Here is a 24,123-nt window from a genome sequence, read left to right on the forward strand (position 1 = left end):
TAGGGTTCCACCGCGCCGGCGGACACGACCCCACCCGGCGCCGCAGGGGCCGACCGCACACCCCCGGAATGCTCAGGAGGAGTGGTGTTCCGGCCTGTCGGTGACCGGCGCTTCGCCATGGCGGGAGCGCGAACGCGGAGCGGGCACGCCGCCCCCGGCGCGATCCGCGGCGTCGGCGCGGTGACCCGCGACCGGGATGCCGAGCCCTCTCAGCTCCTCGGCCGAACGGGTGGTGAACAGCCAGTCCCGGAAACGCGGGTCGGGCACCAGCGTCCCGGCAGGGGCCAGGGCCCGTGACCCGACCAGGTGGAAGCGGTACCCGAGCGGTTCCAGAAGTCCGGACAGCCGCTCGGCGTCCGCCTGCGGAAGCACCTCGCACAGCACGTCGGGACGGTGCTCGTCCATGAAGGCCCGTCCGTGCTCGAACACGTCGGCCTCGGTGCCCTCCACGTCCACCTTCAGCAGGACCCGGCCGGCGCCTGGCAGGCCGGTGAAGGAGTCCAGGGCCACGGTGCGCACCGGGACGCCGTCGGTGAACTCCATGCCGCTGGAGTAGTAGCACGGCAGGGCCGCGTCGCCGGATTCGGCGGGCATGGCGACGGTCGCCTCGGGGACGCCCACCCCCACGTGGTGCAGGGTGCACCGGTGCAGCACCCGGTTGCGCACGCAGTTGTCGAACAGGGCGCAGTAGACCTCGGGCACCATCTCGAAGGCGTGCGCCCGCAGGTCGGCGTTGGCGGCCGTGCCGACCAGGGTGAACAGGCCGGTGTAGGCGCCGATGTCGAACAGGTGGCGGGACCGGCGGGCGAGGGCGGCGAAGGCCTGCACCGCCAGGTCGTCGGCGGCCTGCGGGCGGCGCCCGCCGCCCCAGTACAGCTCCTTGGCGATCACGCAGTCGGCCGGGCGGAGCATCGTGAAGTACGCGCCGCCGGCCGCCCCCTGCACCTCGCGCAGCCGGGCGGGGGCGGGCAGGCGGCCCGAGGAGCGCAGCCCGGGGGCGGCCACGCGCACCGCGCCGCGCAGGGCCAGATGGGGGACACGGGCGCCGAGGACCCGCTTGACGTGCCTCTTCGTTCCGTACCAGCTGTGCCGGCGGCCCTCCGGTGTGGAACGGAAGTCGGTCCGGTGGCCGGGACGGGGTGCGGCGGGGTCGGCCTGTCGGGACATGGCGCCCTCCGGGACGTCGGATGTCGGATGCCCGTTGTGGCGGGGCGCCGACGAGGGGTGGAACCGCCTCGCCGGTCAGGTTAGCGGCCGACCGGCCGCCGTCGTAGGGCCCGCACCGGCGTGTGGACGACGGTGCCGGGAGCGGCGGCGCCCCGGGTGACGAACCGGGGCGCACGGGGGCGCAGGGGAGCGACACGGGCGGGGCGGGGAGTTTCGGACCGTCCCCCACTCAGGATCCGGACACCGTTATCAAGTCAACGGTGCCCCCCGGAGACGTACCCCTGGATTCATGTGAGGAGAGACCCATGACCGAGAGGAACGCGAGGCTGGCCCTGGTGCTGGCCGCGGGCGTCCTGCTGATCGGAGGGCTGGCGATGGCCGGTGCCCTGCCCTTGGACCCGGCGGGCCTGGGCGCGGAGAACGGTGTGCGGCTGGCCGCCGTCGACGTCGCGCTGAGCCCTGCACTCGTCGGCGGGCCCTGACCCCGCCCGCCGCCCCGGGGGCCGTCCGGCGCCCCCGGGTTCGCGGGCCGGTGCGGACCCCGCACCGGCCCGCAGCCGCCTCGGCGGCCCGGCCGCCGACGCGGAGGCAGCCGCGTAGGCACCGTGGAGGCGCCGCGGGTGCGCACTGCCCCGGACGCCCCGCCTGTCGGCCGAGGACGGACACGGCCTTCGTCGAGCGTTGTGCCGGGGATACGGCACCGCCCCCGTCTTTAGGGGCGGGTCAGATGGCCCGGGGGTTCTTCCGCAGGGGGAACGGTCGTCGCCTCGGCCGTGCCCCCGGCGTCGGCGGACCTGTGTCGGGTCGGCGCAGTGGCGCAGCAGGCGCGTCGGCCGTAGGCCGACTGCCGTCCGGGAACCGGCGTCCCCGTCCCCGGTCATCGCCTGCCCACCGGTGTGCGCCGCTTTGACGGCGGCACGACGGGCGCCCGCCGTGCCGCGGGAGCCTCAGCGGACGCCCGCCTCCGAGCTGATGCGCCTCGTCAGCCGTTCGGAGAAGGGTGGGAGTCGCGGCGGCCCACGCTGATCCCGTCGAAGAGCACCGTCATGAAGTGCTCGGCCAGGTCCGCGGTGCCCAGGTTCCCCTCCGGGCGGTACCAGCGCACGGCCACCCAGATGGTGTCGCGGATCATCCGGTAGGTCAGCTTCGGGTCGATGTCGGGGCGGAACGCGCCCTCGCGCTGGCCGTCGCGGATCACGCCGACCCAGATGTCCTCGATCTCCCGCTCGGTCTCGGCCAGGTAGCCGAAGCGCGGGAACTGCTGCAGGTAGTTCCAGTCGTTCTGGACGACCGTGATCGCAGCCCGGTGCGGCTCCAGGGACCGGTAGGCCTCCTGGATCAGCCGGGAGAGCACGTCCCGCGGCGCGTCGCCTTCGTCCACCGCGGCGCGGTACCGGCCGAGCAGGTCGTCCAGGTAGGAGGAGAGCACCTCGTCCACGATCGACTCCTTGGAGTCGAAGTGGTGGTAGAGACTACCGGACAGGATCCCGGCCTCGTCGGCGATCTCCCGCACGGTGGTCGCCTGGAAGCCCTTGCGGGCGAACAGGTCGGCGGCCAGCCGCACCAGGTTCCCGCGGCGCTCGGAGGCGGCCGCGGAGGAGCGCCGCCCTCGCCCGCGCCCGCGGGGCGCGGCGCCGGGCGCCGGGGAGGCGGCGTCGTCAGGGGCGTCGTCGGTGGTGGAGACGCCGGAGGCGTCTCGGCTGCGGGTGTTCACGCCACCATTATGCTGCCGGTGTCCAATCGCTTGCTCGATAATCGCCGGACCTGCCCGAGGTCGGACCACGGGGCCGCGCGGCGGAACGCGCCGTGCGGCAGGACCTGCCGGGACAAGGGGCACCGGAGAGGATACGGGCCCGGTTGGCCAGGGGCGGTGACAGGCGAACGGGACCGACGCGTCCGCTCTCGAAGGCCCTGAGGGCGCCCGGCGATTGGCGGCCACGGTCGCGGCAGGCAGCGCCGCCCCCAGAGGCCGCGCCCTCCCACGAGGGCGCGGTGCGGTCAGCCGAGGAGTTCGGCCATCTCCCGGATCGTCGGGCACGGCCAGCGCAGCATGCAGCACCGGCACCGCTGTGCGGCCGGGGCCGGTGCGCTGCTGATGCCGCCGCCGTCCCTCGGGCGGTGCAGCGACAGCAGGTTCAGGCACAGGCCGGCGAAGGCCGAGATCTCATGGCGGGCGTTGGCATAGAACGCCACGTCGTTGATGCGCAGTAGACCGCTGTCGCAGCTCTGTCGGGGGATGCCGACGGTGTCGGGCCCCCAGGGCACCGCCCGGTCGGCGCGCTCGCGCACCCCTTCGATGTAGAGCCGGAGCCGCTCGTGCACGTCGAGCTGGTCGTCCGCGGAAGCGAACAGATCGGAGATCGACATCGGACCCTTCCCCCCGGTCCCGCCTTGCGACCAAGCGTATTAGTCAGGTCACAGAGTGTGGCAACAAAGCGCGGGGAAAACATGGCGCCGCGCCGGGCCACCGCACGGGCCGCCCCGGGGGCGTGGGGCAACCCGTGCTCCGGGATGGTCGGAGCCGGGGCGCCGCCCGGTCACGTTCGGTGGGGTTCCCCCGCCCGCGGGCCGCCAACCCCTGTCGGCCGGAACCGGCTGCCGCCCGGCAGCGCCCCGCCCGCCGGCGCCGGCGACACCCGGGCGAAGAAGCCGGACGCCGGTGCCGGGCGGCGCAGCATCCGGTACAGCGCCGCCTGGCCCGCCACCATGAGCGGCACCATGGGCGCCAGTGCCACCGAGACCAGCACCAGTACCGCCCCCGGCACCGGTTCCACCGGCAGCGCCGCGCCCAGCCCCACGGCCGGGACCAGCACCGCCATCGCCGCCGCCGAGGCGTGCCGGGAACGTCCCGGCCCCTCGGTGCCCGCCATGGCCGCCAGCGCCACGGCGACCACCACCGCACCCGCCCCGGCCGCCAGGGGGCGCCCGCCCTCCAGGGCTCCGGGCAGCGCGCCCAGCGCCACCGCGACCGCAAGCACCGCGAGCCCCGCGCGCGCCAGCACCCGGGTGAGCCGGGCCGCCGCGTCCGCGCTCAGTGCGCTGTGCGGGCCCTCGGCGGGACCGGCGTCGGACGGCACCGGCACCAGGCGCTCGGCGCCGAAGGCCGCCCCGCGCAGCAGGAACAGCACCACCGTGCAGGCGGCGACGGCCAGGGCGAGGGGGGAGAGCACGCCGCCGGCCAGCAGCGCCCCGGCGGCCAGGCCCCAGCACACCGCCAGAGTCCAGCTGCCGCCGACGATCGCCGCGTCCCAGGCCGCGTGCCAGGCGCGGGCGTCGGTCCGGGCCCGGAGCCACAGCCCGGCGTCGCGCAGCAGCCACCCGGCCGTCAGCACCGCGAACACCGGCCACAGGTCGGACACGACCGCGGTCTTCAGACCCGGGAACAGGCCCGCGACCACGCCCACGGCGCCGACCAGCCACACCTCGGTTCCCAGGAAGTAGGGCGCGGCCGCGGAGACGGCGCGCCGCCGCTCACCGCGGGTGCGCGCCAGGTAGGGCATGAGCATGCCCAGGCCCACGTCGCAGCCGGCGAGGACGAAGTAGCCCACCAGCAGTGCGGTGAGGAACAGGACGGGGACGAGCTCCATCGGGGTCTCCAGCGTCGTGGGGGGTCACAGGGTCCGGGCGGGGACCTGGGCCCCGTCCTCGGGCTCGGTCTCGGGGCGCGGCGGGGCGAGCGGACCGCCCTCGGGACCGCGGCGGGCGAAGCGGACCAGCAGCCAGAAGGTGGCCGCGGCCAGCACGGCGAAGGCGGCGGTGAAGAAGGCGAAGGAGGCCGTGGCCATGGCCGGCGACAGGTCGGACATGGCGTCGGCGGTGGTCAGGTGGTGGCGCACGACCCAGGGCTGGCGCTCGGTCTCGCGCGCGGTCCAGCCGCCGATGCTCGCGGCGTAGGGCAGCACCGGCAGGGCCATCAGCATCCAGTGCACCCAGCGCCAGCGGTCCAGGCGGTTCATCAGCCACACCAGGCCGGCGGTACCGGCCACGATGCAGATGAGCATCCAGGAGCCCATCATGACCCCGTCGCCGGCCATGCCCGCGGCCTCGACGGCGGAGGAGGCGCCCTCCGACTCGATCGCGGCGATCTCCTCGGCGCTGTAGGTCATGCCGCTGGTCGGCGGCTCCTGGCCGTAGAGGACGAACTGCGCGCCGCCGACCGTGACCACCGGCATCACCGCCAGCAGCAGGACCGCGGTTCCGTGCCGCACGCCCCGGTGGAACATGCGGTCGGGGTCGTTCCCCCGGCGCAGGTGCGCGGCGCTCACCGCGCACACCAGGGCGCCGCCGACCAGCAGGGCGGAGGTGGCCACGTGGCCGAAGGCCATCAGCGTCGAGGGGTTGCCCATCAGCGACCAGGGGCTGTCCAGGACGGCGACCCCGTCCTCGATCCGGAACCCGGCGGGCCACTTCAAGAAGCCGTTGGCGACCAGCACCCAGTAGGCCGAGGCGTAGGCGGTCACCGTCACCACCAGGAAGCAGGCCCAGTGCGCCCACCGGCCCATCCGGTCCCAGCCGAAGATCCACAGGCCCAGGAAGGTGGACTCGACGAAGAAGGCGCCCATCGTCTCCACGGCCAGCGGCGCTCCGAAGGCGTAGCCGAACATGTCGCTCAGCCCGCTCCAGTTCAGTGCCAGCTGCAGCTCCATCACCAGGCCGGACAGCACGCCCATGGCGTAGTTGAGCACGTAGAGGCCGCCCCAGAACCGGACAGCGCGCATCCGCGCCCCGTCTCGTTTGCGGACGGCCGTGAGCTGGTTGAACAGGATGTAGGGCGCCAGGCCGAGCGTGAGCGCGACGAACATGTAGTGCGTCGCCGCCGTGAACGCGAACTGGAGCCGCGCCAGGGACAGGGGATCGTCGAGCATGCCGTGCGCCTTAACCGTCGGGTCCGGGGGAACGGTGACGATGGTGGGGGGACGGTCATGCCGAGGACATCGACCAGGGGAAGGCAATCCCGCTACGGCACCCGGTGTGCGGTGGAAGGACCGGATACCTCTCCGGGCGTAGGGGGAACCCCCGGCGCCCTTAGGGGCGAAACGAGGCCGTATGCGGAGGAGGGGGGAGGAAGGCGGGGGAGCCGTCCCAGGGACGCTGTCACCCGGCGGCCGGTGCTCAGCGGTCGGTCATGCCGCCGGTCGGCACCCCTCCGGCCTCAGCCGCGGGCAGGGGGTCCGAGCGGCGCCGTCGACGTGCCGCGCCCCGCCCGCCCCGCCCGCCCCGCCTCAGGCGGTCAGTCCAACCAGCCGGGGGTCACCAGGGAGGTCTCGTAGGCGAGGACCACCAGCTGCGCCCTGTCGCGCACCCGGAGCTTCACCATGGCGCGGCTGACGTGCGTCTTGGCCGTGGCCGGGCTCAGCACCAGGCGTCCGGCGATCTCGTCGTTGGACAGCCCCGCGCCCACCAGCGCCAGTACCTCCCGTTCCCGCTCGGTCAGCTCGGCCAGGCGCTCCGTCGGGGCGGTCCGGCGCGCCGGGCGGGAGGCGTAGTCGGCGATGATCCGCCGGGTCACCGCGGGCGACAGCAGCGCGTCCCCGCGGGCGACCACCCGCACCCCCTGGAGCAGCTCCTCGGGCTCGGTGTCCTTGACCAGGAACCCGCTGGCGCCGGCGCGCAGCGCCTCGAAGATGTACTCGTCCAGGTCGAAGGTGGTCAGGATGATCACCTTGGTCGAGGCCAGCGCCGGCTCGGCCAGGATGCGGCCGGTAGCGGCCAGCCCGTCGGTGCCCGGCATGCGGATGTCCATGAGCACCACGTCCGGGCGCTCCTGGACGGCGCGGCGGACCGCCTCCTCGCCGTCGGCGGCCTCGGCCACCACCTCGATGTCGGGCGCGCTGTTCAGCAGGGCCCCGAAGCCCGCGCGGACGAGGGACTGGTCGTCGGCCAGCAGAACCCGGATCACTCGCGCCCCTCTCGAACGGCACCGCCGTCCGACCCAGTATCCCGCGGCGGCTCCGCGGCCGCCCCGTCCGGGTACGACGGCAGCCGCGCGTGCACCGCGAACCCCCCGTCCGGTCCCGGGCCGGCCGAGAACGCGCCGCCGAGGGCCTCGGCGCGCTCCCGCATGCCCGTCAGGCCGTTTCCGGGGCGGGGGGCGACGGCGCCCCGGCCGTCGTCGCGGATCCGCAGGTCCAGCGCGTCCGGGCCGTAGGCCGCCTCCACCTGGGCCCGCCCGGCGCCGCTGTGCCGCACCACGTTGGTCAGGGCCTCCTGGGCGATCCGGAAGGCGGCCGCCTCGGTGCCCGAGGACAGGCGCCGCCGTTCGCCGCGGACCCGCAGGTCGACGCCGATCCCGGCGCCGCGGGTGTCCTCGGCCAGCTGCTCCAGCCGGTCCAGCCCCGGAGCCGGCGCGCGCGGCGCCTCCTCGTCCACCGCCCGCAGCACGTCGAGGGTGGCGCGCAGGTCGCGCAGGGTGTCCTTGCTGGTGCGCTTGATGGCGGCCAGGGCCTGCGCGGCGCGCTCCGGCTCGGCCTCGATCAGGTAGAGCGCGGTCCCGGCCTGCACGTTGATCAGGGAGATGCTGTGCGCGACGGTGTCGTGCACCTCGCGTGCCAGGCGCAGCCGCTCGTCCGTGGCCCGCCGCAGGATCTCCTCCTCGCGGGTGCGGGCCGCGTCGGCGCGCCGCTGCTCCTGCACCGCCTGGTACTCGCGGCGCCAGCGAACCACCTCGGCGGTGCACAGGATCACCAGGACCCAGGCGAGCACGCCGAAGGCGGGGCCCAGGCGCGGGGCGCCGAAGGCGTGGACCTCCCAGCCGTGCACGAGCAGCCACTGCGACAGCCCCAGCGCCCACCCCTGCCACCGGTAGCCCCGGGACACGGCGGTGAACAGCGCGATCGCCCCGCATACCAGGACCGGGCCGTCGGGATAGCCCAGCGGGTAGTAGACGGTGGTCGAGAACATGCTGACCAGGGCGACCGGCAGGGGCGCGCGGCTGCGCCACAGCAGCGGGACGACCGCCGTGAGGAGCAGGGCGTACCCGAGGACGTCCAGGCTCCGTTCGAAGGGCGGCTCGTGGAAGAGGTCGAGCCAGACGGTGGGGACCAGCACCAGGGCCGCGAGCGCGGAGGCGAGCACCGCGTCGGCGGTCGTCGGGCGCAGGCGGGAGACGGTCATGGCGTCCAACGGTACGCAGGGAGGGGAGGGGCTGCGCGTCCCCCCTGAGGGGATGGTCCGGACGGGGCGCGTACTCCGGGGGGAGTACGCGCCCCGCCGGCCCGCTCGCCCCGGAGCACCGGGGCGAGCGGGCCGGGCTCAGCGCCTCAGGCGCCTGCGTACCGCGTCGATGGCGGGTTCGGCGGACATGGACACCGCCAGCAGCGCCGTGCCGATGAGGCCCGGCACCGTCATCTGCTCGCCGAGGAAGAGCGCCGACAGCAGGGCGGCGGTCATCGGCTCGGCGAGCGTCCCGACGGCCGCCCCGGCGTCCGAGGCGGTCTGCAGCCCGCGGAAGTAGGCCAGGTAGGCGAGCACGGTCGGCACCAGGCCCAGGAACGCCAGCAGTGCAAGGGCGTCGGGGCGCGCGGGCACGGCCATGCCGGCGGCCAGGCCGCCCGGCAGCAGCAGCACGGACCCGGCGAGCATGCCCAGGCCGACGTTGACCAGCGGCGGCAGTCCCTCCACCGGGCGCCGGTTGACCAGCGTCATCGCCGAGAACGCCAGGCCCGCCCCCAGGGCGCACGCCAGCCCGGCCGCCAGGCGCGCGGGGGAGGCGTCGACCGAGGGGAAGCCGGCCAGCAGGGCCAGCCCGATGACGGCGGGCACCACCGAGGCGGCCAGCCGTCCGGTGGGGCGCCGCCGTGCCAGCAGGCAGGCCCCGGCGGCGACGAACACCGGGACGCTGCCGATCTTCACCAGCGTCGCCAGCCCCACCGGGATGAGGGAGAGGGAGGCGAAATAGAGCAGCTGGAAGACGGCGTGCAGCACGGCGTTGGCGGCCAGGCGCACCGCGAACGCCCGGGAGCGGGGCAGCCGGCGCAGGGCGCCGGTCGCGGCGAGGACGGCGGTGATCAGCAGGCCGGCGATGAGCAGGCGGTAGGTCGCCACCGCCATCGGCGCGACGCCGACCGAGGACTGGAGCAGGTGCCCGGCGGGGCCGCCGGTGCCCCAGAGGACCCCGGCGGCGGCGAGCAGGACGAGGCCGCGCCGGGCGGGCGCGGCGGACGACGCGGCGCGCGGGGCCGCGTCAGCGGGAGGGGAAGGCACGACGAGGACTCCTCCGTCGATGGGGTGTTCGGCCGCATCTCGGAGCGTCGGCGGTGTCGGCGGTGCCGGATCCGCCGGTCGGTGCGGCGCGCTGCGCCGCTCACGGACGCCCCGGTCAGGCGGCCGGAGGAGGAGTGACGAAGAGAGTGGTCGGGTCGCCCATCGGTGTCCTCGCAAGCGGTTGTGGAACGGACCCGACTCTAGCGGACCTGGGGTGACCCGATGTATCCAGGGGAGCGCGAACGCACCCCGGTGGACAGGGCGGTGCCGCACGCAAGGGTCCACGCGGCCGCAGCCCGCGGGGGCCGGGCCCGCGGCCGCCCGGCACGGCGGCGGCGAGCCAGGGGCCCCGGGACCGCGGTGTCGCCGCCCCTCGGGCACCAGGGGAGGAGAGCGGCGACCGGGCGCATCGGCGGGAGCGGTCTGCGCAGACCCGGTCAGCGCACGAAGGTGCCGCTCGGCGGGGCGGGGGAGTCGTCGGCGTCGGCGTCGTGCACCGGACGGGCTCCGGCCGTGAAGCGGTCGAGGTCGTCGCCGTGCACGAGGCGGGCCATGTCGGGGTCGCGGTGGGCCCGGTGCGCCAGCTCGTCGGTGGGCAGCGGCCGCTCCGAGGCCACCAGCACCAGGTTGCCGAACCGGCGCCCGCGCAGCACCCCGGGCTCGGCCACCACGCCCGTGTGGGTGAAGACCTCGGCGGCCGTGGCGAGCTGGCGGCGGGCGTGCAGCAGGCGCCCGCCGTCGGCCACGTTCACCGCGAAGACACCGCCGGGACGCAGCACCCGGGCGGCGTCGGTGAAGAACCCGACGGTGGTCAGGGCCGCCGGTGTGCGGGCGCCGGCGAAGACGTCGCAGACGATGAGGTCGGCGCGGCCGTCGCGGCGCTCGGCGAGCCAGGAGCGCGCGTCGCCGATGCCCACCCGGATGCCGGAGCGGCGGTCCCAGGGCAGGGTGGAGCGGACGGCGGCCACCAGGTCCTCGTCGATGTCGACGGCGCGCTGCCGCGATCCGGGGCGGGTGGCGGCGATGTAGCGCGCGAGCGTGAGCCCCCCGGCGCCGAGGTGGAAGGCGTCGACGGGCTGCCCGGCGGGCGCGAGGAGGTCGGCGACGTGTCCGAGCCGGCGAACGTACTCGAAGTCCAGGTACGTGGGGTCGGACAGGTCGACGTGCGACTGCGGCGTGCCGTCCACGACGAGCAGCCAGGAGTCGGGACGGTCGGCGTCCCGGACCAGTTCGGTGTGCGTGCGGAATCCGCCCTCGGCGCCGGTCGACATGCTCCCCCGTAGTTCCTCCGTGCCCGCCGGGCCACCCGCGGCGGTTCCACCGTGAAGGCTACGCAATCCCGGAGGTCCCTGCGCAGCGCACGGCCCGCGGTCCTGCGCGGCCCTGTGGACCGGACGACGGCTTCGTCGCGGAGCGGCCAGGGGCGGCGTTCCCGGATCCCTGACGGTCACCGGCAGGCCCCAAGCCCACGAGCGGTCCCGCTGGACGCTCGGGACCACCTCAGTGCTTCTCACCGATGTTCGCGGAAGTCCGGCGGGGTTCGAAGTGTGGATGCCATGACCCGTGCAGGGGCCGGTCGGTCACGTCGGCGCCGTCGCGCTTTTCCGATGCCCTTACGTTCTCGGGCGGGCCCGTGGGGTCCGGTGAGGCGAGGGGGAATGCCCGGCGCCCTCCCAGCGGGCGCCTAATCATCCAGGCGGCGGTATTCGCTCCGGTAGTACACCAGGGGGGACCGCCCTTCCCGGGCGGCGAGGTGGTGGACGCGGGCCACCACGATCACGTGGTCGCCCGCGGGGTGCTCGGCGTCGACCTCGCACTCCAGCCAGGCCTGGGCGCCCTCGATGACCGGCGCTCCGGACGGGGACTCGTGCCAGGGGACCTCGGCGAACTTGTCGCCGCCCTTGGCGGCCAGGCGGTGGGACGCCTTCTCCTGGTCCGCGCCGAGGATGCTCACCGCCAGGCGGGACGCCGCGCGCAGCGCCGGCCAGCTCGTGCTCGCCCGGCCGACGCAGAAGCCCACCAGCGGGGGCTCCAGGGACACCGAGGTGAAGGAGTTGGCCGCCAGCCCCACCGGGCGGCCGGTGCGCGGGTCGCGGGCGGCCACGGCCACCACCCCGGTGGGGAAGCGCCCCAGCGCCTCCCGGAAGTCCCGGGGGCCGAACGGGGCCGCCGCGGTGCGCGTCCCGTTCCAGCGGGTCCGGGGCGCCTCGGCCACGGCGCGGTTCGCGCTCCCACGGTCTGCTGACACGGGCCTCGCCCTCCTGATTCCTCGGCCGGGGCCGTTCCCCGGATGTTCACCCAAGCGCTTGCTTGGTTTCCCTTATCGTACCCGCCGCCGCCCGTCCCGTCACCCGTGGGCGCCCGCCTCTTGACACCAAGCGTTTGCTCGGTCTTGACTCGGAGGCGACCCGAGCAGGGAGGCGGCCGTGGCGGGAACCGGGCTCAGCGGAGCGGCCTCGCTGGCCGGGGTGGGCCGCACCCCGTTCAGCCGCGACTCCGGCGCCAGCACCACCGCCCTCGCCTGCCGCGCGGTTCTCGCCGCCCTCGACGACGCCGGGCTGGGCGTCGGCGACGTCGACGGTATCGCCACCCACCGCGTCGGGGACTCCAGCCCCCCGTGGGTCGTGGGCCCCGCCCTGGGCATCGACGACCCCGCCTGGCACCTCGACCAGTTCGGAGGCGGGGGCGTCTCGCACGCCGTCGTCGGGCAGGCCGCCATGGCCGTGGCGGCGGGCGTCGCCGAGGTCGTCGTCTGCTACCGGGCCGTCAACGCGCGCTCGGAGTTCCGCATGGGAGGCAAGGGCCGGGCCCCGGCGGGCGCCTTCGACCTGCAGTACCAGGCCCCTTACGGGCTCCTCGCCCCCGTCCAGCACTACGCCGTCCCCGCCCGCGCGCACATGGACGCCTACGGCACGGCCCCCGAGCACTTCGGCGCGATCGCGGTGCGCCAGCGCGCCAACGCCGCCGCCAACCCGCGCGCGCTCAAGCGCGACCCGTTCACGCTCGACGACTACCTGGCCTCGCCCTGGATCTCCGAGCCGTTCCGGCTGCTCGACTGCTGCCTGGAGACCGACGGCGCCTGCGCCCTGGTGGTCACTTCCGCCGAGCGCGCCCGCGACCTGCGCCGACCGCCCGTGGACATCGCCGCCGCGGCCTGGGCCGGGGGCCACTCGACGTACTCCCCGCCCGCCCCCGGCGGGCTGGGCGACGACCTGACGACCTCGTCCGCCGCGCGCCTGGCCCCGCGGCTGTACGCGATGGCGGGCCTGGGGCCGACCGACGTCGACACCGCCGAACTCTACGACTGCTTCACCTGGACGGTCGTGGTGCAACTGGAGGACTACGGCTTCTGCGCCAAGGGCGAGGGCGGCCCCTTCGCCGCCTCGGAAGCCATGGACATCGGAGGAGCGCTGCCTGTCAACACGCACGGGGGCTTCCTGTCCGAGGGGTACGTGCACGGTATCAACCACGTCGTCGAAGCGGTCGACCAGCTCCGGGGCGACGCGGGCCCGCGCCAGGTCGAGGGGGCCGAGGTCGCCCTGTCCACCGGACAGCCGGGCTACGTCCTGGCCGGCACGTCCGCCCTCCTGCTGACCGCGGGCCGCTGACCGCACCGGGACCGCCCGGGCGGCGCGCCCGAACGATGGACACCCCGGAGGTGACCGATGGGAAAGGCGATACGGAACCCGCGGCCGGACGCGGGCGGGACGGGCGCCGGTGGGCCGGGCGCGCCGGGGGACACGGCCGTGCGGCCGCGCCCCGCCCCCGACCGGGACTCGGCCTACTGGTGGGAGGCGGTCAGGGACCGCCGCTTCCTCGTCCAGTACTGCGCCGACTGCCGGAGCCCGCGCTTCCCTCCGCGGGAGGTGTGCGCCGTGTGCCTCTCCCTGGAGTGGCACTGGCACCAGGGGACCGGCACCGGGACGGTGGACGGGTGGACCGTCACCCGGCGCACCTTCCACCCCGCCTTCCCGGCGCCTTACACGGTGCTGCGGGTGGCCCTCGACGACGCGCCCGCCCTCTACTGCTGGGGCGGACTGGCCGGCGCCGACCCGGCGGACCTGCGCCGCGGCCTGCCCGTGGAGGCGGAGTTCACCGAGCTCCCACCGGAGAACGGACGCCCCCCTGGCGAGGACGGGCCCGACGTGGTCGTCGACTGGCGCCCGCTCGGGTGACGACTCCGGATGCCGGCAGGCGGGGGCGCGCTTCACCGCCAGAGACCGTCGGCCGATTCGCGATGATCTCGGGGAAGGCGGCCTTATCAGGGCGCTCTTAAGGCCGACCCTCCCGAGATCATCGAGGGAAAGCGGGAAAGAGAGCGGGCCATGGGAACGCCGGGTCCAGTAGGCAGTCGGGTGGAACAGGTCTGGACGGAGCGTCGCCCCGCCTCTCTTCGGCGCCCTCCACCGTGTCGCGAATGTCCCGCGGACAGGCGCCCGGCGGTATCGGTGCCGTCGGGCGAGGTCTCCGGCCTCCCTCAGGGCACGGACAGGCGTTTCCTCAGCGCAGCCTTGTCGGTCTTGCCGTTGGCGTTGACCGGGAGGGAGTCCACCACTTCGACCCGGCGCGGCACCTTGTAGTTCGCCATGTTCTCCCGGCACCAGGCGATGACCTCGGACTCCAGCTCTAGTGCGCGTTCCGGTCCGGCGCCGTTCGCACTGCGGCGCTCTATGCCGACCGCACCCCCGTGCCCTGCACCGTCGGCCGCTACCACGAACGCGCAGCCGACCTCGCCCAGCCGCGCGTCCGGCACCGGCACCACCGCCGCCCCCGCCACCCCCGGGCAGCGCAGCAGCAGCGCCTCGATCTCGGCCGGATAGGCGTTGAACCCGCCGACGATGAACACGTTCTTCTTCCGGTCCACCACCGACAGGTCGCCGCGCCCGCTCAGCACCCCCACGTCGCCGGTCCACAGCCGCCCCCGGCCGTCGACCGCCTCGGCCGTGCGACCCGGGTCGCCCCAGTAGCCGTCCATCACCCCGTGCCCCCCGACCACGATCTCCCCGCGCCCGCCCGGCGGCAGCGGCCGTCCCTCCCCGTCCACCACCTCCACCGTCACGCCCGGCATCGGCCGCCCGGCGGTCCCCGCCACCACCTCCACCGGGTCGCCCTCCCGGGTCATCGAGACCACCGTGCCCTCGATGAGCCCGTAGGCGTTGACCATCCGCCGCACCACGCCCGCCTCCAGCAGCCCCCGCACCAGCTCCGGCGGCACCGACGCCGCCCCGCAGACGCCCACCCGCAGCGCGGGGAACCGCTCCCCGGCCTCCCGGCGCGCCAGCAGCCCCTGGAACAGCGTCGGCGGCCCGGCCAGCACCGTCGCCCCCTCGTCGGTGATGAGCCCGGGCAGTCCGCCCGGGTCGAAGACCGCCTGCGGCAGCAGCCGCGCCCCGCGCATCACCCCCGCCAGCAGCCCGGCGTTCACCCCGAACCCGTGTGAGAACGGCGCGATGACCGGGTACCGGTCCCGCCCGTCCAGCCGCACCACCGAGGCCCAGTCCCAGTACCCCCGCAGCAGCTGACCGTGCGGGATCATCACCCCCTTGGGCTCCCCCGTGGTGCCCGAGGTCGCCAGCACCTCTGCCAGGTCGGCCCCTTCCACCCCCATGGCGCGCCGCTGGGCCTCGGCATCGGACACGGCGCCGCCCCGCCCGAGGAAGTCCGCGAAGGCCGCCGCCCCCGCCCGCCCGGCCTCGGGGTCGTCCGGGCCGACGTCGAGCAGCACCGCCTCCCGCAGCTCGGGCAGGCCGGCGAAGGGTCGGCCGGGCCGGCCGACCCGCCCAGCCCCCACCGCCCGCTCGATCAGTCCGGTGACCGGGGTGTCCCGGAAGCGCTCGGTGCACATCAGCAGCCGCGCCCCGGTGCGGCGCAGGAACCCGCCCGCCTCCAGCCCCCGGTACCGGGTCGACAGCGGCACCAGCACCGCCCCGGCCTCCCACACCCCGAAAGCGGCCGCGCCCCAGCCGGGGGAGTTGGGGGCCATCAGCGCGACCCGGTCGCCGGGCCGCACGCCGGAGGCGATCAGGGCACGGGCGATCCCGCGGGCCCGCGCGGCCAGGTCCGCGGCGGTCAGGCGCTCGCCGCCGGCCGCGAGCAGCACCGAACCGGGCGTGCGGCGCGCCCGGTCGGCCAGCATCCGGGGCAGGGTCGTCCAGCCGTCGGGCAGGGGAGGGAACTCGGGGGAGTGGGCCATGGGGGGTTCCTCCTCGCGTGGGGCGGTCTCAGCCCGCGCGGGCCCGCGCGCCGTCCCGTTCGCGCGCCTGGTGGTGCCCGCGCTCGTCGGTCAGCCGGCCCGCGCCGCCTTCGTCCCGGGCCTCCTCCTCCACCGCCACCGCGATCCGCACCGGGGAGAAGGACGCCAGCGCCTGCTCGATGCGGGACGTCCACATGCGGTCGCCGATCAGCGAGGAGCGGGAGAAGGCCACGCGCAGCTCGGCCAGGTCGAGCGTCCCGGGGCGGGACACCCGCAGCTCCCATGCGCCGACCCCGTCCACCCGGGCCAGCTCGCGCTCCAGGCGGGGCAGCGGCAGCCAGCGGCCCCGCACCAGAACCCGGTCGCCGACGGTCCCCGTCGGCGCGGGCACCGTCCGTGCCCCGTCCCGCGGACGGGCGGTGAACCCGGTGCGCACCACCGCGCCGCCGAGCGAGGAGTGCCAGTGCGGCAGCGTCACGATCTCCGCCGTCCCGTCCGGGTAGGGCGGCTCGGCGACGGTGTCGGCGTCCAGCGCAGCCAGCCCCAGGGTCCCGGGGCACGCCGGCTCCAGGCCTGCGGCGCCGTCAGGCCGGTGCGCCACGGGCACCTGCAGGAGCGGGTCGGTGAACAGGTCGACCACCTCGGCACCGAACTCGGCGGCCAGGCGGCGCCGCACCCCCTCCGAGGCCACCTCCCCGGCCAGCAGGATCCGCCGCAGCCCCAGGTCCAGCGGGTCGGCCTGGAACTCCAGGTGCAGGCGGGACAGCAGGTCCGCCGCCCCGCAGGGCGTGGCGACCAGCACCGTGGCGCGCATCGCCTCCAGCGCCGCGTGCAGCCGCATCCGCCCGCGCGGGCCGACCACCGCGGCCTGGGCCCCGGCGGCGGCCGCCGCCTCGGCCACGAGGGCCCCGGTCTGGTCGCCCTCGGCGCTGAGCGCCACCGCCGCGCGGTCGCCTGGGCCCACCCCCGCCGCCGCCAGCACCTCGCCGCCCAGCTCGGCGGCGAGCGCGCGGTCCCGGGGGCCCAGTGCGGCGGTGGCCCCGCCTTCGGGGCCGACCAGCAGCAGTCCGCCGTCCGTTCCGGGGGCCGCCCCCGGGCCGGGCCGATCGGCCCGGATCCATTCGCGTCCGCTCACCTGAGTCCTTTCAGAATGCCCCGGTCTTCAGGCCGGAGAGGAGACGAGTCCCGGCGGGCGGGACGGGGAACGGGGGCCGGCCCCTCGTGCCGGACGCATTCGTGCGGGGGCGCGGTGCGCGGCCCGCCCCGGCCGCGTCGCCTCGGGTGTGAGCGCGGGCGCGGCTCGACGGCGTCCGCTTGAGTGGGGGAGCCCGGCGGCCGGGGCCGACGCCCAGGGCTCCGAAGAAGCCGGATCGCGCCCGGCCCAGGGCCGTGACGGCCGTGCCGACCAGGTCGGACGGACATCCCCTCGTGCCGAGGGGCGTGACCTGCGGGTCGGGTGCCGGGCGGGCCTCCGCGCGGTCGGCGGTGACGCGGACGGCCCGGTACGTTAGGGGCGGATCCGCCCGCCTCGGCCCGGAGGGGGGTCACGACGGCGCCACCTCCTGGCGGAACAGCTTCAGGCAGTTGCACACGTGCTCGTGGTCCAGCCCGCCCACCTGCGCCTGGAGCAGCAGGTCGGTGGCGCCGGCCTCGGTGATGCTCCGCACCGCCTCGCGCGAGCCGGCCGCGTCGTCGATCACCACCATGTGGTGCTCGCGCAGCACCTCCAGCGCCTCCTCGGGCGGCATGCCCGCGGCCAGCTGCCCGAGCACCCGGTGCGTGGCGTGCCGGGCGTCGTAGTAGCCGGGCGGGGTGACCAGGTTGACCTGGCGGCGGATGTACCACAGCACCGCGTCCGAGGCGGTCTCCAGCGCCTCGTCCCGGGTGGGGGCCACGTGCCAGGGCACCATCAGCGCCACCCGGCGGGTGTCGGGGTCGAACCCGCTGTCGGCCAGCTGCCGCCGGTAGGCGGCGATGTCCTCGGCGACGCCGTCCAGGCCCTTGAGCATGGTCATGCCGAGCAGGTTGTGCCCGCGCCGCGCCGCCGCCAGGTAGCCCTCCAGGCTGGTGGAGGCCACCCATACCGGCGGGTGCGGGTCCTGGACCGGGCGCGGCAGCACCGACACCCCGGGCACCTGGAAGTAGGGGCTGTCCAGGGTGACCGGGGCGCCGTCGGCGCGCCAGATCTCCAGGACGGCGTCCAGGGACTCCTCCCAGATCCGCCGCGACTGCTCGAAGGGGCGCTGGAAGGCCTGGTACTCCAGCGGGGACGCGCCGCGCCCGGTGCCGAACTCCACCCGGCCCCCGGAGAGCACGTCCAGGGTGGCCACCCGCTCCGCCGTGCGCACCGGGGGCTGGAAGGGCAGCAGCACCACCCCCAGGCCCAGCCGCAGGCGGCGGGTGCGCTGGGAGACGGCGGCCAGGACCAGGTCGGGGGCCGAGGAGTGGGAGAAGCCGCGGGTGAAGTGGTGCTCGACGAACCAGGCCGCCTCGTAGCCCAGCTCGTCGGCGAGCTCGGCCTGGGCCAGCGTGTTCTCGAAGGCGCGCCGCTCCACCTCGCGGGTGCGGCCGCGGACCTCCACCTCGTAGCCCAGGCTGATGCGCAGGGACGCCATGGCGCCTCCGGGGTCGATACCAACCAAGCGAACGCTTGGTAGTGTATCAGCGCGGTGACGACCCCACAACGAATCGCCCGGCGGCGGCCGGGGGAGCACGGCCGCGATGTTTGTCCCGCTCCGGCGCCTCCGCTGCCGGTTCACCGTGTTCCGCTCAGGAAGAGCGCGCCCTTCTCCGAACCGTTACCGGGGGTTCGGCGGCCGTGCGCTGTGCCATCGTCGTGCGCCGTCAACGTGTGCACCGCACACGGGCACGATCGAGAACGGAGGCACGATGCGAGGCTGGTGGAGACGCGCGACCGCGTCCGCCGCGGCGGCCGTCGCCGTCCTGGCCGGGCTGTCCGCCCCGGCGCAGGCCGACACGGCCGGCACCCTGGCCCCGGCCGGACCGGTCGCCCAGGGGGAGCAGGCCCGGTTCGCCTACAGCACGCCCGAACCGCACGACACCAACTGGATCGGCGTGTACCCCCGGGGCGAGGGGCCGGTCGATGAGGAGTACACCGAGCCCTCGCTGGCCTGGAGCTACGCCCCGGAGGCCGAGGGCGAGGCGACCGTCGACACCGCCGCGCTGCGCGCGGGCGACTACACCGCCTACCTCCTGGCCCGGGACGGCTACGCGTGGCTCGCCGACCCGGTCGACTTCACCGTCACCGACGACCGCCCGGTGTCCTTCCCCACCGACGGGATCACCCTGCGCAACGCCCGCGAGGGCGACGCCTACGAGGCCTCGGTCGGCGGCCTGGCCTCCGGCGGCGGCGAGGTCGCCTTCCGCAAGACCGGCGGCCCCGCCTGGGCCGCGGTCGCCGAGGACGGCACCGTCACCGGCACCCCCGACGGCGACACGGACGCGCGGATCGCGATCGAGGCCGTCGGCGAGGACGGCTCCACGGCCGCCCTCACCGCGACCGTCCCGGTCCGGAAGGCCGGGCAGGACCTGGTCGGCGAGCTCGACGTGATGACCTACAACACCTGGCACGCCGGGACACAGGTCAACGGGCACCACGAGAAGCAGCTGCGCTACCTGATCGAGTCCGGCGCCGACATCGTCGGCCTCCAGGAGACCGAAGGCGAGGCCGCCGAGCGCCTGGCCACGGCCCTGGGCTGGGACCACTGGCAGACCTCCGGCAGCCTCGGCGTGATCAGCCGCTACCCGATCACCGAGGAGCGCGGCACCGTCAACGCCTCCGGCAGCGTCGAGGTCTCCCTGGACGGCCCGGACTCCCGGGTCGCCGTCTGGGACGCGCACCTGGGCTACACCCCCTACGGCCCCTACGACGCCTGCGACTCGGGCATGAGCGTCGACCGCATCCTGGAGCGCGAGGCCGAGTCCGGCCGCACCCCGCAGATCGAGGACACCGTCGCGGCCATGGAGGAGGACCTGGCCGCCGCCGACGAGGTCCCGGTCCTGCTCATGGGCGACTTCAACTCCCCCTCCCACCTGGACTGGACCGAGGAGCTGCGGGAGAAGAACTGCGGCTACGCCGACGTGCCCTGGCCCGCCTCCACCGTGCCCACCGAGGCCGGGCTGACCGACTCCTTCCGCGAGGCCCACCCCGACCCCGCCGCCGAGCCGGGCACCACCTGGTCGCCGCTGTTCCCCAAGCGCGACGGCGACTCGGGGGTCGACGAGCCCCAGGACCGCATCGACTTCGTCTACTACAAGGGCCCGCTCGCGGTCGAGCGGTCGCAGACCCTGGTGGCCGGCGAGCCCGAGGTGTACCCGAACCACGCCGACAACGAGTGGACGTCCGACCACGCCTCGGTCATGACGACCTTCTCCCTGGGCGGCTGACGCCCCGCCCCCTCCCGGCGCCGCCCGCCCCTCGATCCCCCGAGGGGCGGGCGGCGCCTTCCTTCGCGCGGGCCGGCGCGCGTGCCGGTCAGCGGTGTGCGCGGCCGTCCGGGAGGCGGGCGACGGCCGCGGCCATGCCCACGGCCGTAGTCCCCTCGGTGACCTCGTCGCCCCCGGTGATGCTCCATTCGGCACTGCGGTCCTCGCGCAGGTCGAGTTCGAGCGTGAACCCGGTGCCGCGGCAGGACCCCTCCAGGGGAGGGGCGTCCGGACCGGGCGTGCGGTCCTCCAGGCCGAAGGCGGCCGGCACGACTGCGGAACGTCGTTCCGTCCGCCCTCCACGGGCGGGCGGCGCCCCTGTTCCAGGTGCGGGTACTCAGCGCCGCCGCTAGCCTGGAATCCCTCCCGACCGACTTACGACCCGTCTATCCGTGCACCTGAGCGTGCACCGTTTCCCAAGGAGTGGCCGTGCTGCTACGGATGTCGAACCTGTTCCTGCGCACCCTGCGTGAGGACCCGGCGGACGCCGAGGTGCCGAGCCACAAGCTCCTGGTGCGCGGCGGGTTCGTCCGCCGGACCGGCCCGGGGATCTACTCCTGGCTGCCCCTGGGCAAGGTCGTGCTGGAGAACGTCGCCCGCGTCGTGCGCGAGGAGATGAACGCGATCGGCGGCCAGGAGCTGCTGCTGCCCGCACTGCTGCCCCGCGACTACTACGAGGCCACCGGCCGCGCCGTCGAGTACGGCGACACCCTGTTCAGCCTCAAGGACCGCAAGGGCGCCGACTACGTCCTCGGCCCCACGCACGAGGAGGTCTTCGCCCACCTGGTCAAGGGCGAGTACTCCTCCTATAAGGACTTCCCGGTCACCCTGTACCAGATTCAGGAGAAGTTCCGTGACGAGGCCCGACCCCGGGCCGGGATCCTGCGCGGCCGCGAGTTCCACATGAAGGACTCCTACTCCTTCGACATCGACGACGCGGGCCTGCAGGAGTCCTACGAGCGGCACCGCGCGGCCTACATCCGCATCTTCGACCGCCTCGGGCTGGACTACGTCGTCGTCAAGGCCACCTCCGGCGCCATGGGCGGATCGGCCTCTGAGGAGTTCCTGGCCGAGACCCCCGTCGGCGAGGACACCTTCGTCCGCAGCACCGAGTCGGACTACGCCGCCAACGTCGAGGCCGTACGCGTGGCCGCCCCCGAGGCGCTCCCGCTGGAGGGGCTGCCCGAGGCCGCGGTCCACCACACGCCCGACACCCCCACCATCGAGACCCTGGTCGACCACCTCAACGGTGCCGGGCTCGGCCGCACCTTCACCGCCGCCGACACCCTGAAGAACGTGCTGGTCAAGGTGCGCGCCCCGGGGGAGCAGGAGTGGGAGGTCGTCGGCATCGGCGTGCCCGGCGACCGCGAGGTCGACGTCAAGCGCCTGGAGGCCGCCCTGGAGCCGGCCGAGGTCGCCCTGCTCGACGAGGAGGACTTCACGGCCCGCCCCTACCTGGTCAAGGGCTACGTCGGCCCCAACGCCCTGCTCGACAACAAGTGCCGCTACTACGCCGACCCGCGCGTGGTCGAGGGCACCCGCTGGGTCACCGGCGCCGACCGCCCCGACCACCACGTGGTCGACCTGGTCTGCGGCCGCGACTTCACCCCCGACGGCGTGCTCGACGTGGCCGAGGTCCGCGACGGCGACCCCTCGCCCGACGGCCGGGGCACCCTCTACACCGCCCGCGGCATCGAGATCGGCCACGTCTTCCAGCTGGGCCGCAAGTACACCGACGCCATCGAGCTGGACGCGCTGGGCCCCGACGGCAAGCCCAAGCGGGTCACCATGGGCTCCTACGGCATCGGCGTCTCGCGGGTCGTGGCCGCCGTCGTGGAGCAGTCCCACGACGACAAGGGCATCGTGTGGCCGCGCGCGGCCGCCCCCGCCGACGTGCACGTGGTCGGCACCGGCAAGGGCGAGCAGATCGAGGTGGCGCTGCGCCTGGCCGCCGAGCTGGAGGAGCGCGGCCTGCGGGTGCTCGTCGACGACCGCAAGGGCGTGTCCCCGGGCGTGAAGTTCACCGACGCCGAGCTGCTGGGCGTGCCCACCGCGCTGATCGTCGGCAAGGGCCTGGCCGACGGCGTCCTGGAGCTGCGCGACCGCCGCACCGGCGACCGCCGGGAGATCTCCCTGGAGGGCGCCGCCGACGCGGTCGCGTCCGCGGTGGCCGCCGAGTAGGGCGCGGCCCGGCCGCGCCCACCGGGCGGGGACGGCGCGAGGACGGCGGGGGCGCCGGCCGCGGGGCCGGCGCCCTCCCGCATGTCCGGCGCATGTCCGGCGGCGGCACAGGCGCGCGAGCGGTCGGGAGGGTGCCCTCAGTCGTCCTCGTCGTTGGGCTCGTCCGGGTCCCCGGTCGGGTAGGCCGGGAACGCGACGACGCCCCCGCCCCACTCGATGGCGCGGACCGTCGCCGCCTGCAGCGCCTCCGCGGCGAACTCCCGCACCGGGCCCGACTCGGCGGCGCCCGCCACCTCCAGGTACGCCTGCGCCGAGGTGTTCTCCATGCCCTGCGCGAACCCGGCCAGCTCCTCGCGCCCGTCGGAATCGGGCAGCGTGTAGGCCGCCTCCGGGGGCGCGGGCACCGCGTCCAGCTCCACCAGCTCCTCGCGCACCGTGTCCCGCTGCGCCCGGTGGGCGTCCAGGTGCCGCGCGGCCCGGTCGCGCTCGCCGTCCCGGCTGCGCGCCCCGATGAACCCGTACCCGTACACCGCGGCGTGCTCGGCCCGAAGCGCCTTCTGCAGCGCCGCGACCTCCGCCGTGGCCTCTTCTTCCGAGGGCGTCGGCGACGCCCCGCCGCTCCCGCTCATCCGACCTCCTCGCCGAGCCTGTGCGCATGGGCGGCCTCGCAGGCGCCGATGGAGGCGACCAGCTGGGCCAGCGCCGGGTCCTCGGCGTCGGCGCACTGCCGGGAGCGCGCGCCCGCGGACGCCTCCTCCGCGGTGCGCAGCCCCGCCGCGTCCACCGGTCCGTCCCCGACCGGGGAGGGGGAGGGCGAGGCGTCCGGGGCCCCGGGGTCGGTCCGCGTCCGGTCCTCGTCGGGCAGGCGCTCCCGCAGCGCGCCCAGGTGCTCCTCGTGGTGCACCAGGAAGGACTCCAGCAGCTCCGCCGGACCCTCGTCGGCGGCCAGCGCCGCCCGGTAGCGTGCGATCATCCTCTCCTTGTCGGCGACCGCCCCGCGCAGAACGCGCTCGTCGGGCCCGGTCTCGCTCGGATACCAGCGGCCGCCCCGGCAGCCGCTCGCCCACACCGCCGCGACCGCCAGGACCGAGGCCAGGGCCGTGCGGCGGGTGACGGGGATCCCGGCCACGCCGTGCCTCGCGCCCAAATCCGCCCTCCTTCGCCGTCGTCGCCGTGCGCCGCCAATCCTTCCATGCACCGGGGGTGCGGCCGCGCGATGCGGCGGTGTGGTGCCCGCCGTGTTCCGGTCCGCTTCCCCTCGTGCGGAGGAGCTCCGCGAACGCGTGGGGCCTCGGGACCGCGCGGATTGCCTGGAGAGGCCGCGGTTGTGGATACCCTTGGAGGCCCAACCGCACTCGCAGCGACGTGCGGAAGACTTTTGTGCACAGCTGGACCGCCCCGGCGCCCGACCGGGACCGGGCGGAATTCCCGAGGAGGAACGCAGATGGGGGCGCAGGCTCGCCAGGACCGCTTGGCCGCCCTGCTCGAGCCGGTACTGGCCGAGGCCGGACTGGACCTGGAGGCCGTGGAGGTCGTACCGGCCGGCAAGCGGCGCCTGCTGCGCGTCGTCGTCGACTCCGACGACGGCGTCGACATGGACGCGGTCGGCACGGTCAGCCAGGACGTCTCGGCGGCGCTGGACGCGTCCGACGTGATGGGCAGCGCCCCCTACGTGCTCGAAGTGACCTCCCCCGGCGTGGACCGGCCGCTGACCCTCCCCCGCCACTGGCGCCGCTCCCGCGGACGCCTGGTGCAGGCCCGGCTCGCCGACGGAGGCGAGGTCACCGGGCGCGTGGTGGAGGCCGGCGACGACGGCGTGGTGCTCGAGACGGCCGGCTCGGAGCAGGCCGAGTACCGCTACGCCGACCTCGAACGGGGCAGGGTCCAGGTGGAATTCCGCCGCCAGGCCGACGACGACGCCGCGGCGGACTAGA

At 75.4% G+C, this 24,123-nt stretch carries 22 protein-coding genes; 6 read left to right on the forward strand and 16 right to left on the reverse strand.

The features are described from left to right. Window positions 1-72: 72 nt before the first annotated feature. Window positions 73-1,167 (reverse strand): FkbM family methyltransferase, encoded by a 1,095-nt coding sequence (locus D450_RS0112315; protein WP_017538974.1) that lies wholly within the window; start codon window positions 1,165-1,167, stop codon window positions 73-75. 305 nt (window positions 1,168-1,472) lie between these two features. Between D450_RS0112315 and D450_RS33985 the strand changes: the two genes are divergently transcribed. Beyond that, window positions 1,473-1,649: a hypothetical protein gene (locus tag D450_RS33985; RefSeq protein WP_017538975.1), complete on the forward strand. Its 177-nt coding sequence runs from the start codon at window positions 1,473-1,475 to the stop codon at window positions 1,647-1,649. Window positions 1,650-2,149: 500 nt separating this feature from the next. Here D450_RS33985 and D450_RS0112325 read toward each other — a convergent pair whose 3' ends face one another. The 9 genes from D450_RS0112325 to D450_RS0112365 all read right to left on the reverse strand — a co-directional run bounded on the left by D450_RS0112325 (window position 2,150) and on the right by D450_RS0112365 (window position 11,617). Continuing rightward, window positions 2,150-2,881 carry a TetR/AcrR family transcriptional regulator gene (locus D450_RS0112325; protein WP_017538976.1) on the reverse strand — a complete coding sequence of 244 codons (732 nt, stop codon included), beginning with the start codon at window positions 2,879-2,881 and terminating at the stop codon, window positions 2,150-2,152. A gap of 284 nt (window positions 2,882-3,165) precedes the next feature. Further along, entirely contained in the window at window positions 3,166-3,534 is a 369-nt protein-coding gene (locus D450_RS0112330) for a hypothetical protein (protein WP_017538977.1), read from the reverse strand. 170 nt (window positions 3,535-3,704) lie between these two features. After that, window positions 3,705-4,754 (reverse strand): cytochrome d ubiquinol oxidase subunit II, encoded by a 1,050-nt coding sequence (locus D450_RS0112335; protein ID WP_017538978.1) that lies wholly within the window; start codon window positions 4,752-4,754, stop codon window positions 3,705-3,707. A 24-nt stretch (window positions 4,755-4,778) separates the two neighbouring features. Beyond that, window positions 4,779-6,032 carry a cytochrome ubiquinol oxidase subunit I gene (locus tag D450_RS0112340; protein WP_017538979.1) on the reverse strand — a complete coding sequence of 418 codons (1,254 nt, stop codon included), beginning with the start codon at window positions 6,030-6,032 and terminating at the stop codon, window positions 4,779-4,781. A 365-nt stretch (window positions 6,033-6,397) separates the two neighbouring features. Next, entirely contained in the window at window positions 6,398-7,066 is a 669-nt protein-coding gene (locus D450_RS0112345) for a response regulator (RefSeq protein ID WP_017538980.1), read from the reverse strand. Further along, on the reverse strand, window positions 7,063-8,280 hold the full coding sequence (locus tag D450_RS0112350; protein WP_017538981.1) for a sensor histidine kinase: 1,218 nt from the start codon (window positions 8,278-8,280) through the stop codon (window positions 7,063-7,065). The genes D450_RS0112345 and D450_RS0112350 overlap by 4 nt, the downstream gene beginning before the upstream one ends. 138 nt (window positions 8,281-8,418) lie before the next feature. Next, window positions 8,419-9,369 (reverse strand): DMT family transporter, encoded by a 951-nt coding sequence (locus D450_RS0112355; protein ID WP_017538982.1) that lies wholly within the window; start codon window positions 9,367-9,369, stop codon window positions 8,419-8,421. 437 nt (window positions 9,370-9,806) lie between these two features. After that, window positions 9,807-10,640: a spermidine synthase gene (locus D450_RS0112360; RefSeq protein ID WP_017538983.1), complete on the reverse strand. Its 834-nt coding sequence runs from the start codon at window positions 10,638-10,640 to the stop codon at window positions 9,807-9,809. Between the two features lie 413 nt (window positions 10,641-11,053). Continuing rightward, window positions 11,054-11,617, reverse strand: coding sequence for a flavin reductase family protein (locus D450_RS0112365; RefSeq protein ID WP_449289462.1), 564 nt, complete (start codon window positions 11,615-11,617; stop codon window positions 11,054-11,056). A gap of 178 nt (window positions 11,618-11,795) precedes the next feature. Between D450_RS0112365 and D450_RS0112370 the strand changes: the two genes are divergently transcribed. After that, entirely contained in the window at window positions 11,796-12,977 is a 1,182-nt protein-coding gene (locus D450_RS0112370; RefSeq protein ID WP_017538985.1) for a thiolase C-terminal domain-containing protein, read from the forward strand. A gap of 138 nt (window positions 12,978-13,115) precedes the next feature. Further along, the gene (locus D450_RS0112375) at window positions 13,116-13,544 is read left to right on the forward strand and encodes a Zn-ribbon domain-containing OB-fold protein (RefSeq protein ID WP_241483133.1); all 429 of its coding nucleotides are present in this window, start codon (window positions 13,116-13,118) and stop codon (window positions 13,542-13,544) included. A gap of 302 nt (window positions 13,545-13,846) precedes the next feature. On the opposite strand, the gene D450_RS0112380 is transcribed toward D450_RS0112375, so the two are convergent. From D450_RS0112380 to D450_RS0112390, 3 genes are all read right to left on the reverse strand, one after another. Then, a complete protein-coding gene (locus D450_RS0112380; RefSeq protein WP_017538987.1) occupies window positions 13,847-15,562 on the reverse strand; it encodes an AMP-binding protein in 1,716 nt (571 codons plus the stop codon). A 28-nt stretch (window positions 15,563-15,590) separates the two neighbouring features. Further along, complete coding sequence (locus tag D450_RS0112385; protein ID WP_017538988.1) at window positions 15,591-16,697, reverse strand: phenylacetate--CoA ligase family protein; 1,107 nt, start codon at window positions 16,695-16,697, stop codon at window positions 15,591-15,593. Between the two features lie 409 nt (window positions 16,698-17,106). Next, window positions 17,107-18,177 carry an LLM class flavin-dependent oxidoreductase gene (locus D450_RS0112390; protein ID WP_017538989.1) on the reverse strand — a complete coding sequence of 357 codons (1,071 nt, stop codon included), beginning with the start codon at window positions 18,175-18,177 and terminating at the stop codon, window positions 17,107-17,109. 274 nt (window positions 18,178-18,451) lie between these two features. Between D450_RS0112390 and D450_RS0112395 the strand changes: the two genes are divergently transcribed. Further along, complete coding sequence (locus D450_RS0112395; RefSeq protein ID WP_017538990.1) at window positions 18,452-19,969, forward strand: endonuclease/exonuclease/phosphatase family protein; 1,518 nt, start codon at window positions 18,452-18,454, stop codon at window positions 19,967-19,969. An 88-nt stretch (window positions 19,970-20,057) separates the two neighbouring features. Here the strand turns inward: D450_RS0112395 and D450_RS0112400 are convergent, their stop codons facing one another. After that, complete coding sequence (locus D450_RS0112400) at window positions 20,058-20,279, reverse strand: hypothetical protein (RefSeq protein WP_017538991.1); 222 nt, start codon at window positions 20,277-20,279, stop codon at window positions 20,058-20,060. A gap of 158 nt (window positions 20,280-20,437) precedes the next feature. Between D450_RS0112400 and D450_RS0112405 the strand changes: the two genes are divergently transcribed. After that, complete coding sequence (locus tag D450_RS0112405; protein ID WP_026128513.1) at window positions 20,438-22,189, forward strand: proline--tRNA ligase; 1,752 nt, start codon at window positions 20,438-20,440, stop codon at window positions 22,187-22,189. 137 nt (window positions 22,190-22,326) lie between these two features. Here the strand turns inward: D450_RS0112405 and D450_RS0112410 are convergent, their stop codons facing one another. Together D450_RS0112410 and D450_RS0112415 are read right to left on the reverse strand one after the other, a co-directional pair. After that, window positions 22,327-22,818: a ferritin-like domain-containing protein gene (locus tag D450_RS0112410; RefSeq protein WP_017538993.1), complete on the reverse strand. Its 492-nt coding sequence runs from the start codon at window positions 22,816-22,818 to the stop codon at window positions 22,327-22,329. Beyond that, window positions 22,815-23,318, reverse strand: coding sequence for a hypothetical protein (locus D450_RS0112415; RefSeq protein WP_017538994.1), 504 nt, complete (start codon window positions 23,316-23,318; stop codon window positions 22,815-22,817). Before D450_RS0112415 ends, D450_RS0112410 begins: the two co-directional genes overlap by 4 nt. A gap of 315 nt (window positions 23,319-23,633) precedes the next feature. Here D450_RS0112415 and rimP point away from each other — a divergent pair, with 315 nt between their 5' ends. Continuing rightward, a complete protein-coding gene (gene rimP, locus D450_RS0112420; protein ID WP_017538995.1) occupies window positions 23,634-24,122 on the forward strand; it encodes a ribosome maturation factor RimP in 489 nt (162 codons plus the stop codon). The last annotated feature ends 1 nt before the right edge of the window (window position 24,123 follow it).

The organism is Nocardiopsis halophila DSM 44494 (assembly GCF_000341245.1).
Classification (GTDB): Bacteria; Actinomycetota; Actinomycetes; order Streptosporangiales; family Streptosporangiaceae; genus Nocardiopsis_A; species Nocardiopsis_A halophila.

Excerpts from the sequence above, each read along its gene's own strand:
- D450_RS0112315 (WP_017538974.1), bottom strand. The coding sequence starts at position 1,167 with ATGTCCCGACAGGCCGACCCCGCCGCACCCCGTCCCGGCCACCGGACC.
- D450_RS33985 (WP_017538975.1), top strand. The coding sequence starts at position 1,473 with ATGACCGAGAGGAACGCGAGGCTGGCCCTGGTGCTGGCCGCGGGCGTC.
- D450_RS0112330 (WP_017538977.1), bottom strand. The coding sequence starts at position 3,534 with ATGTCGATCTCCGATCTGTTCGCTTCCGCGGACGACCAGCTCGACGTG.
- D450_RS0112335 (WP_017538978.1), bottom strand. The coding sequence starts at position 4,754 with ATGGAGCTCGTCCCCGTCCTGTTCCTCACCGCACTGCTGGTGGGCTAC.
- D450_RS0112340 (WP_017538979.1), bottom strand. The coding sequence starts at position 6,032 with ATGCTCGACGATCCCCTGTCCCTGGCGCGGCTCCAGTTCGCGTTCACG.
- D450_RS0112350 (WP_017538981.1), bottom strand. The coding sequence starts at position 8,280 with ATGACCGTCTCCCGCCTGCGCCCGACGACCGCCGACGCGGTGCTCGCC.
- D450_RS0112360 (WP_017538983.1), bottom strand. The coding sequence starts at position 10,640 with ATGTCGACCGGCGCCGAGGGCGGATTCCGCACGCACACCGAACTGGTC.
- D450_RS0112380 (WP_017538987.1), bottom strand. The coding sequence starts at position 15,562 with ATGGCCCACTCCCCCGAGTTCCCTCCCCTGCCCGACGGCTGGACGACC.
- D450_RS0112390 (WP_017538989.1), bottom strand. The coding sequence starts at position 18,177 with ATGGCGTCCCTGCGCATCAGCCTGGGCTACGAGGTGGAGGTCCGCGGC.
- D450_RS0112395 (WP_017538990.1), top strand. The coding sequence starts at position 18,452 with ATGCGAGGCTGGTGGAGACGCGCGACCGCGTCCGCCGCGGCGGCCGTC.
- D450_RS0112410 (WP_017538993.1), bottom strand. The coding sequence starts at position 22,818 with ATGAGCGGGAGCGGCGGGGCGTCGCCGACGCCCTCGGAAGAAGAGGCC.
- rimP (WP_017538995.1), top strand. The coding sequence starts at position 23,634 with ATGGGGGCGCAGGCTCGCCAGGACCGCTTGGCCGCCCTGCTCGAGCCG.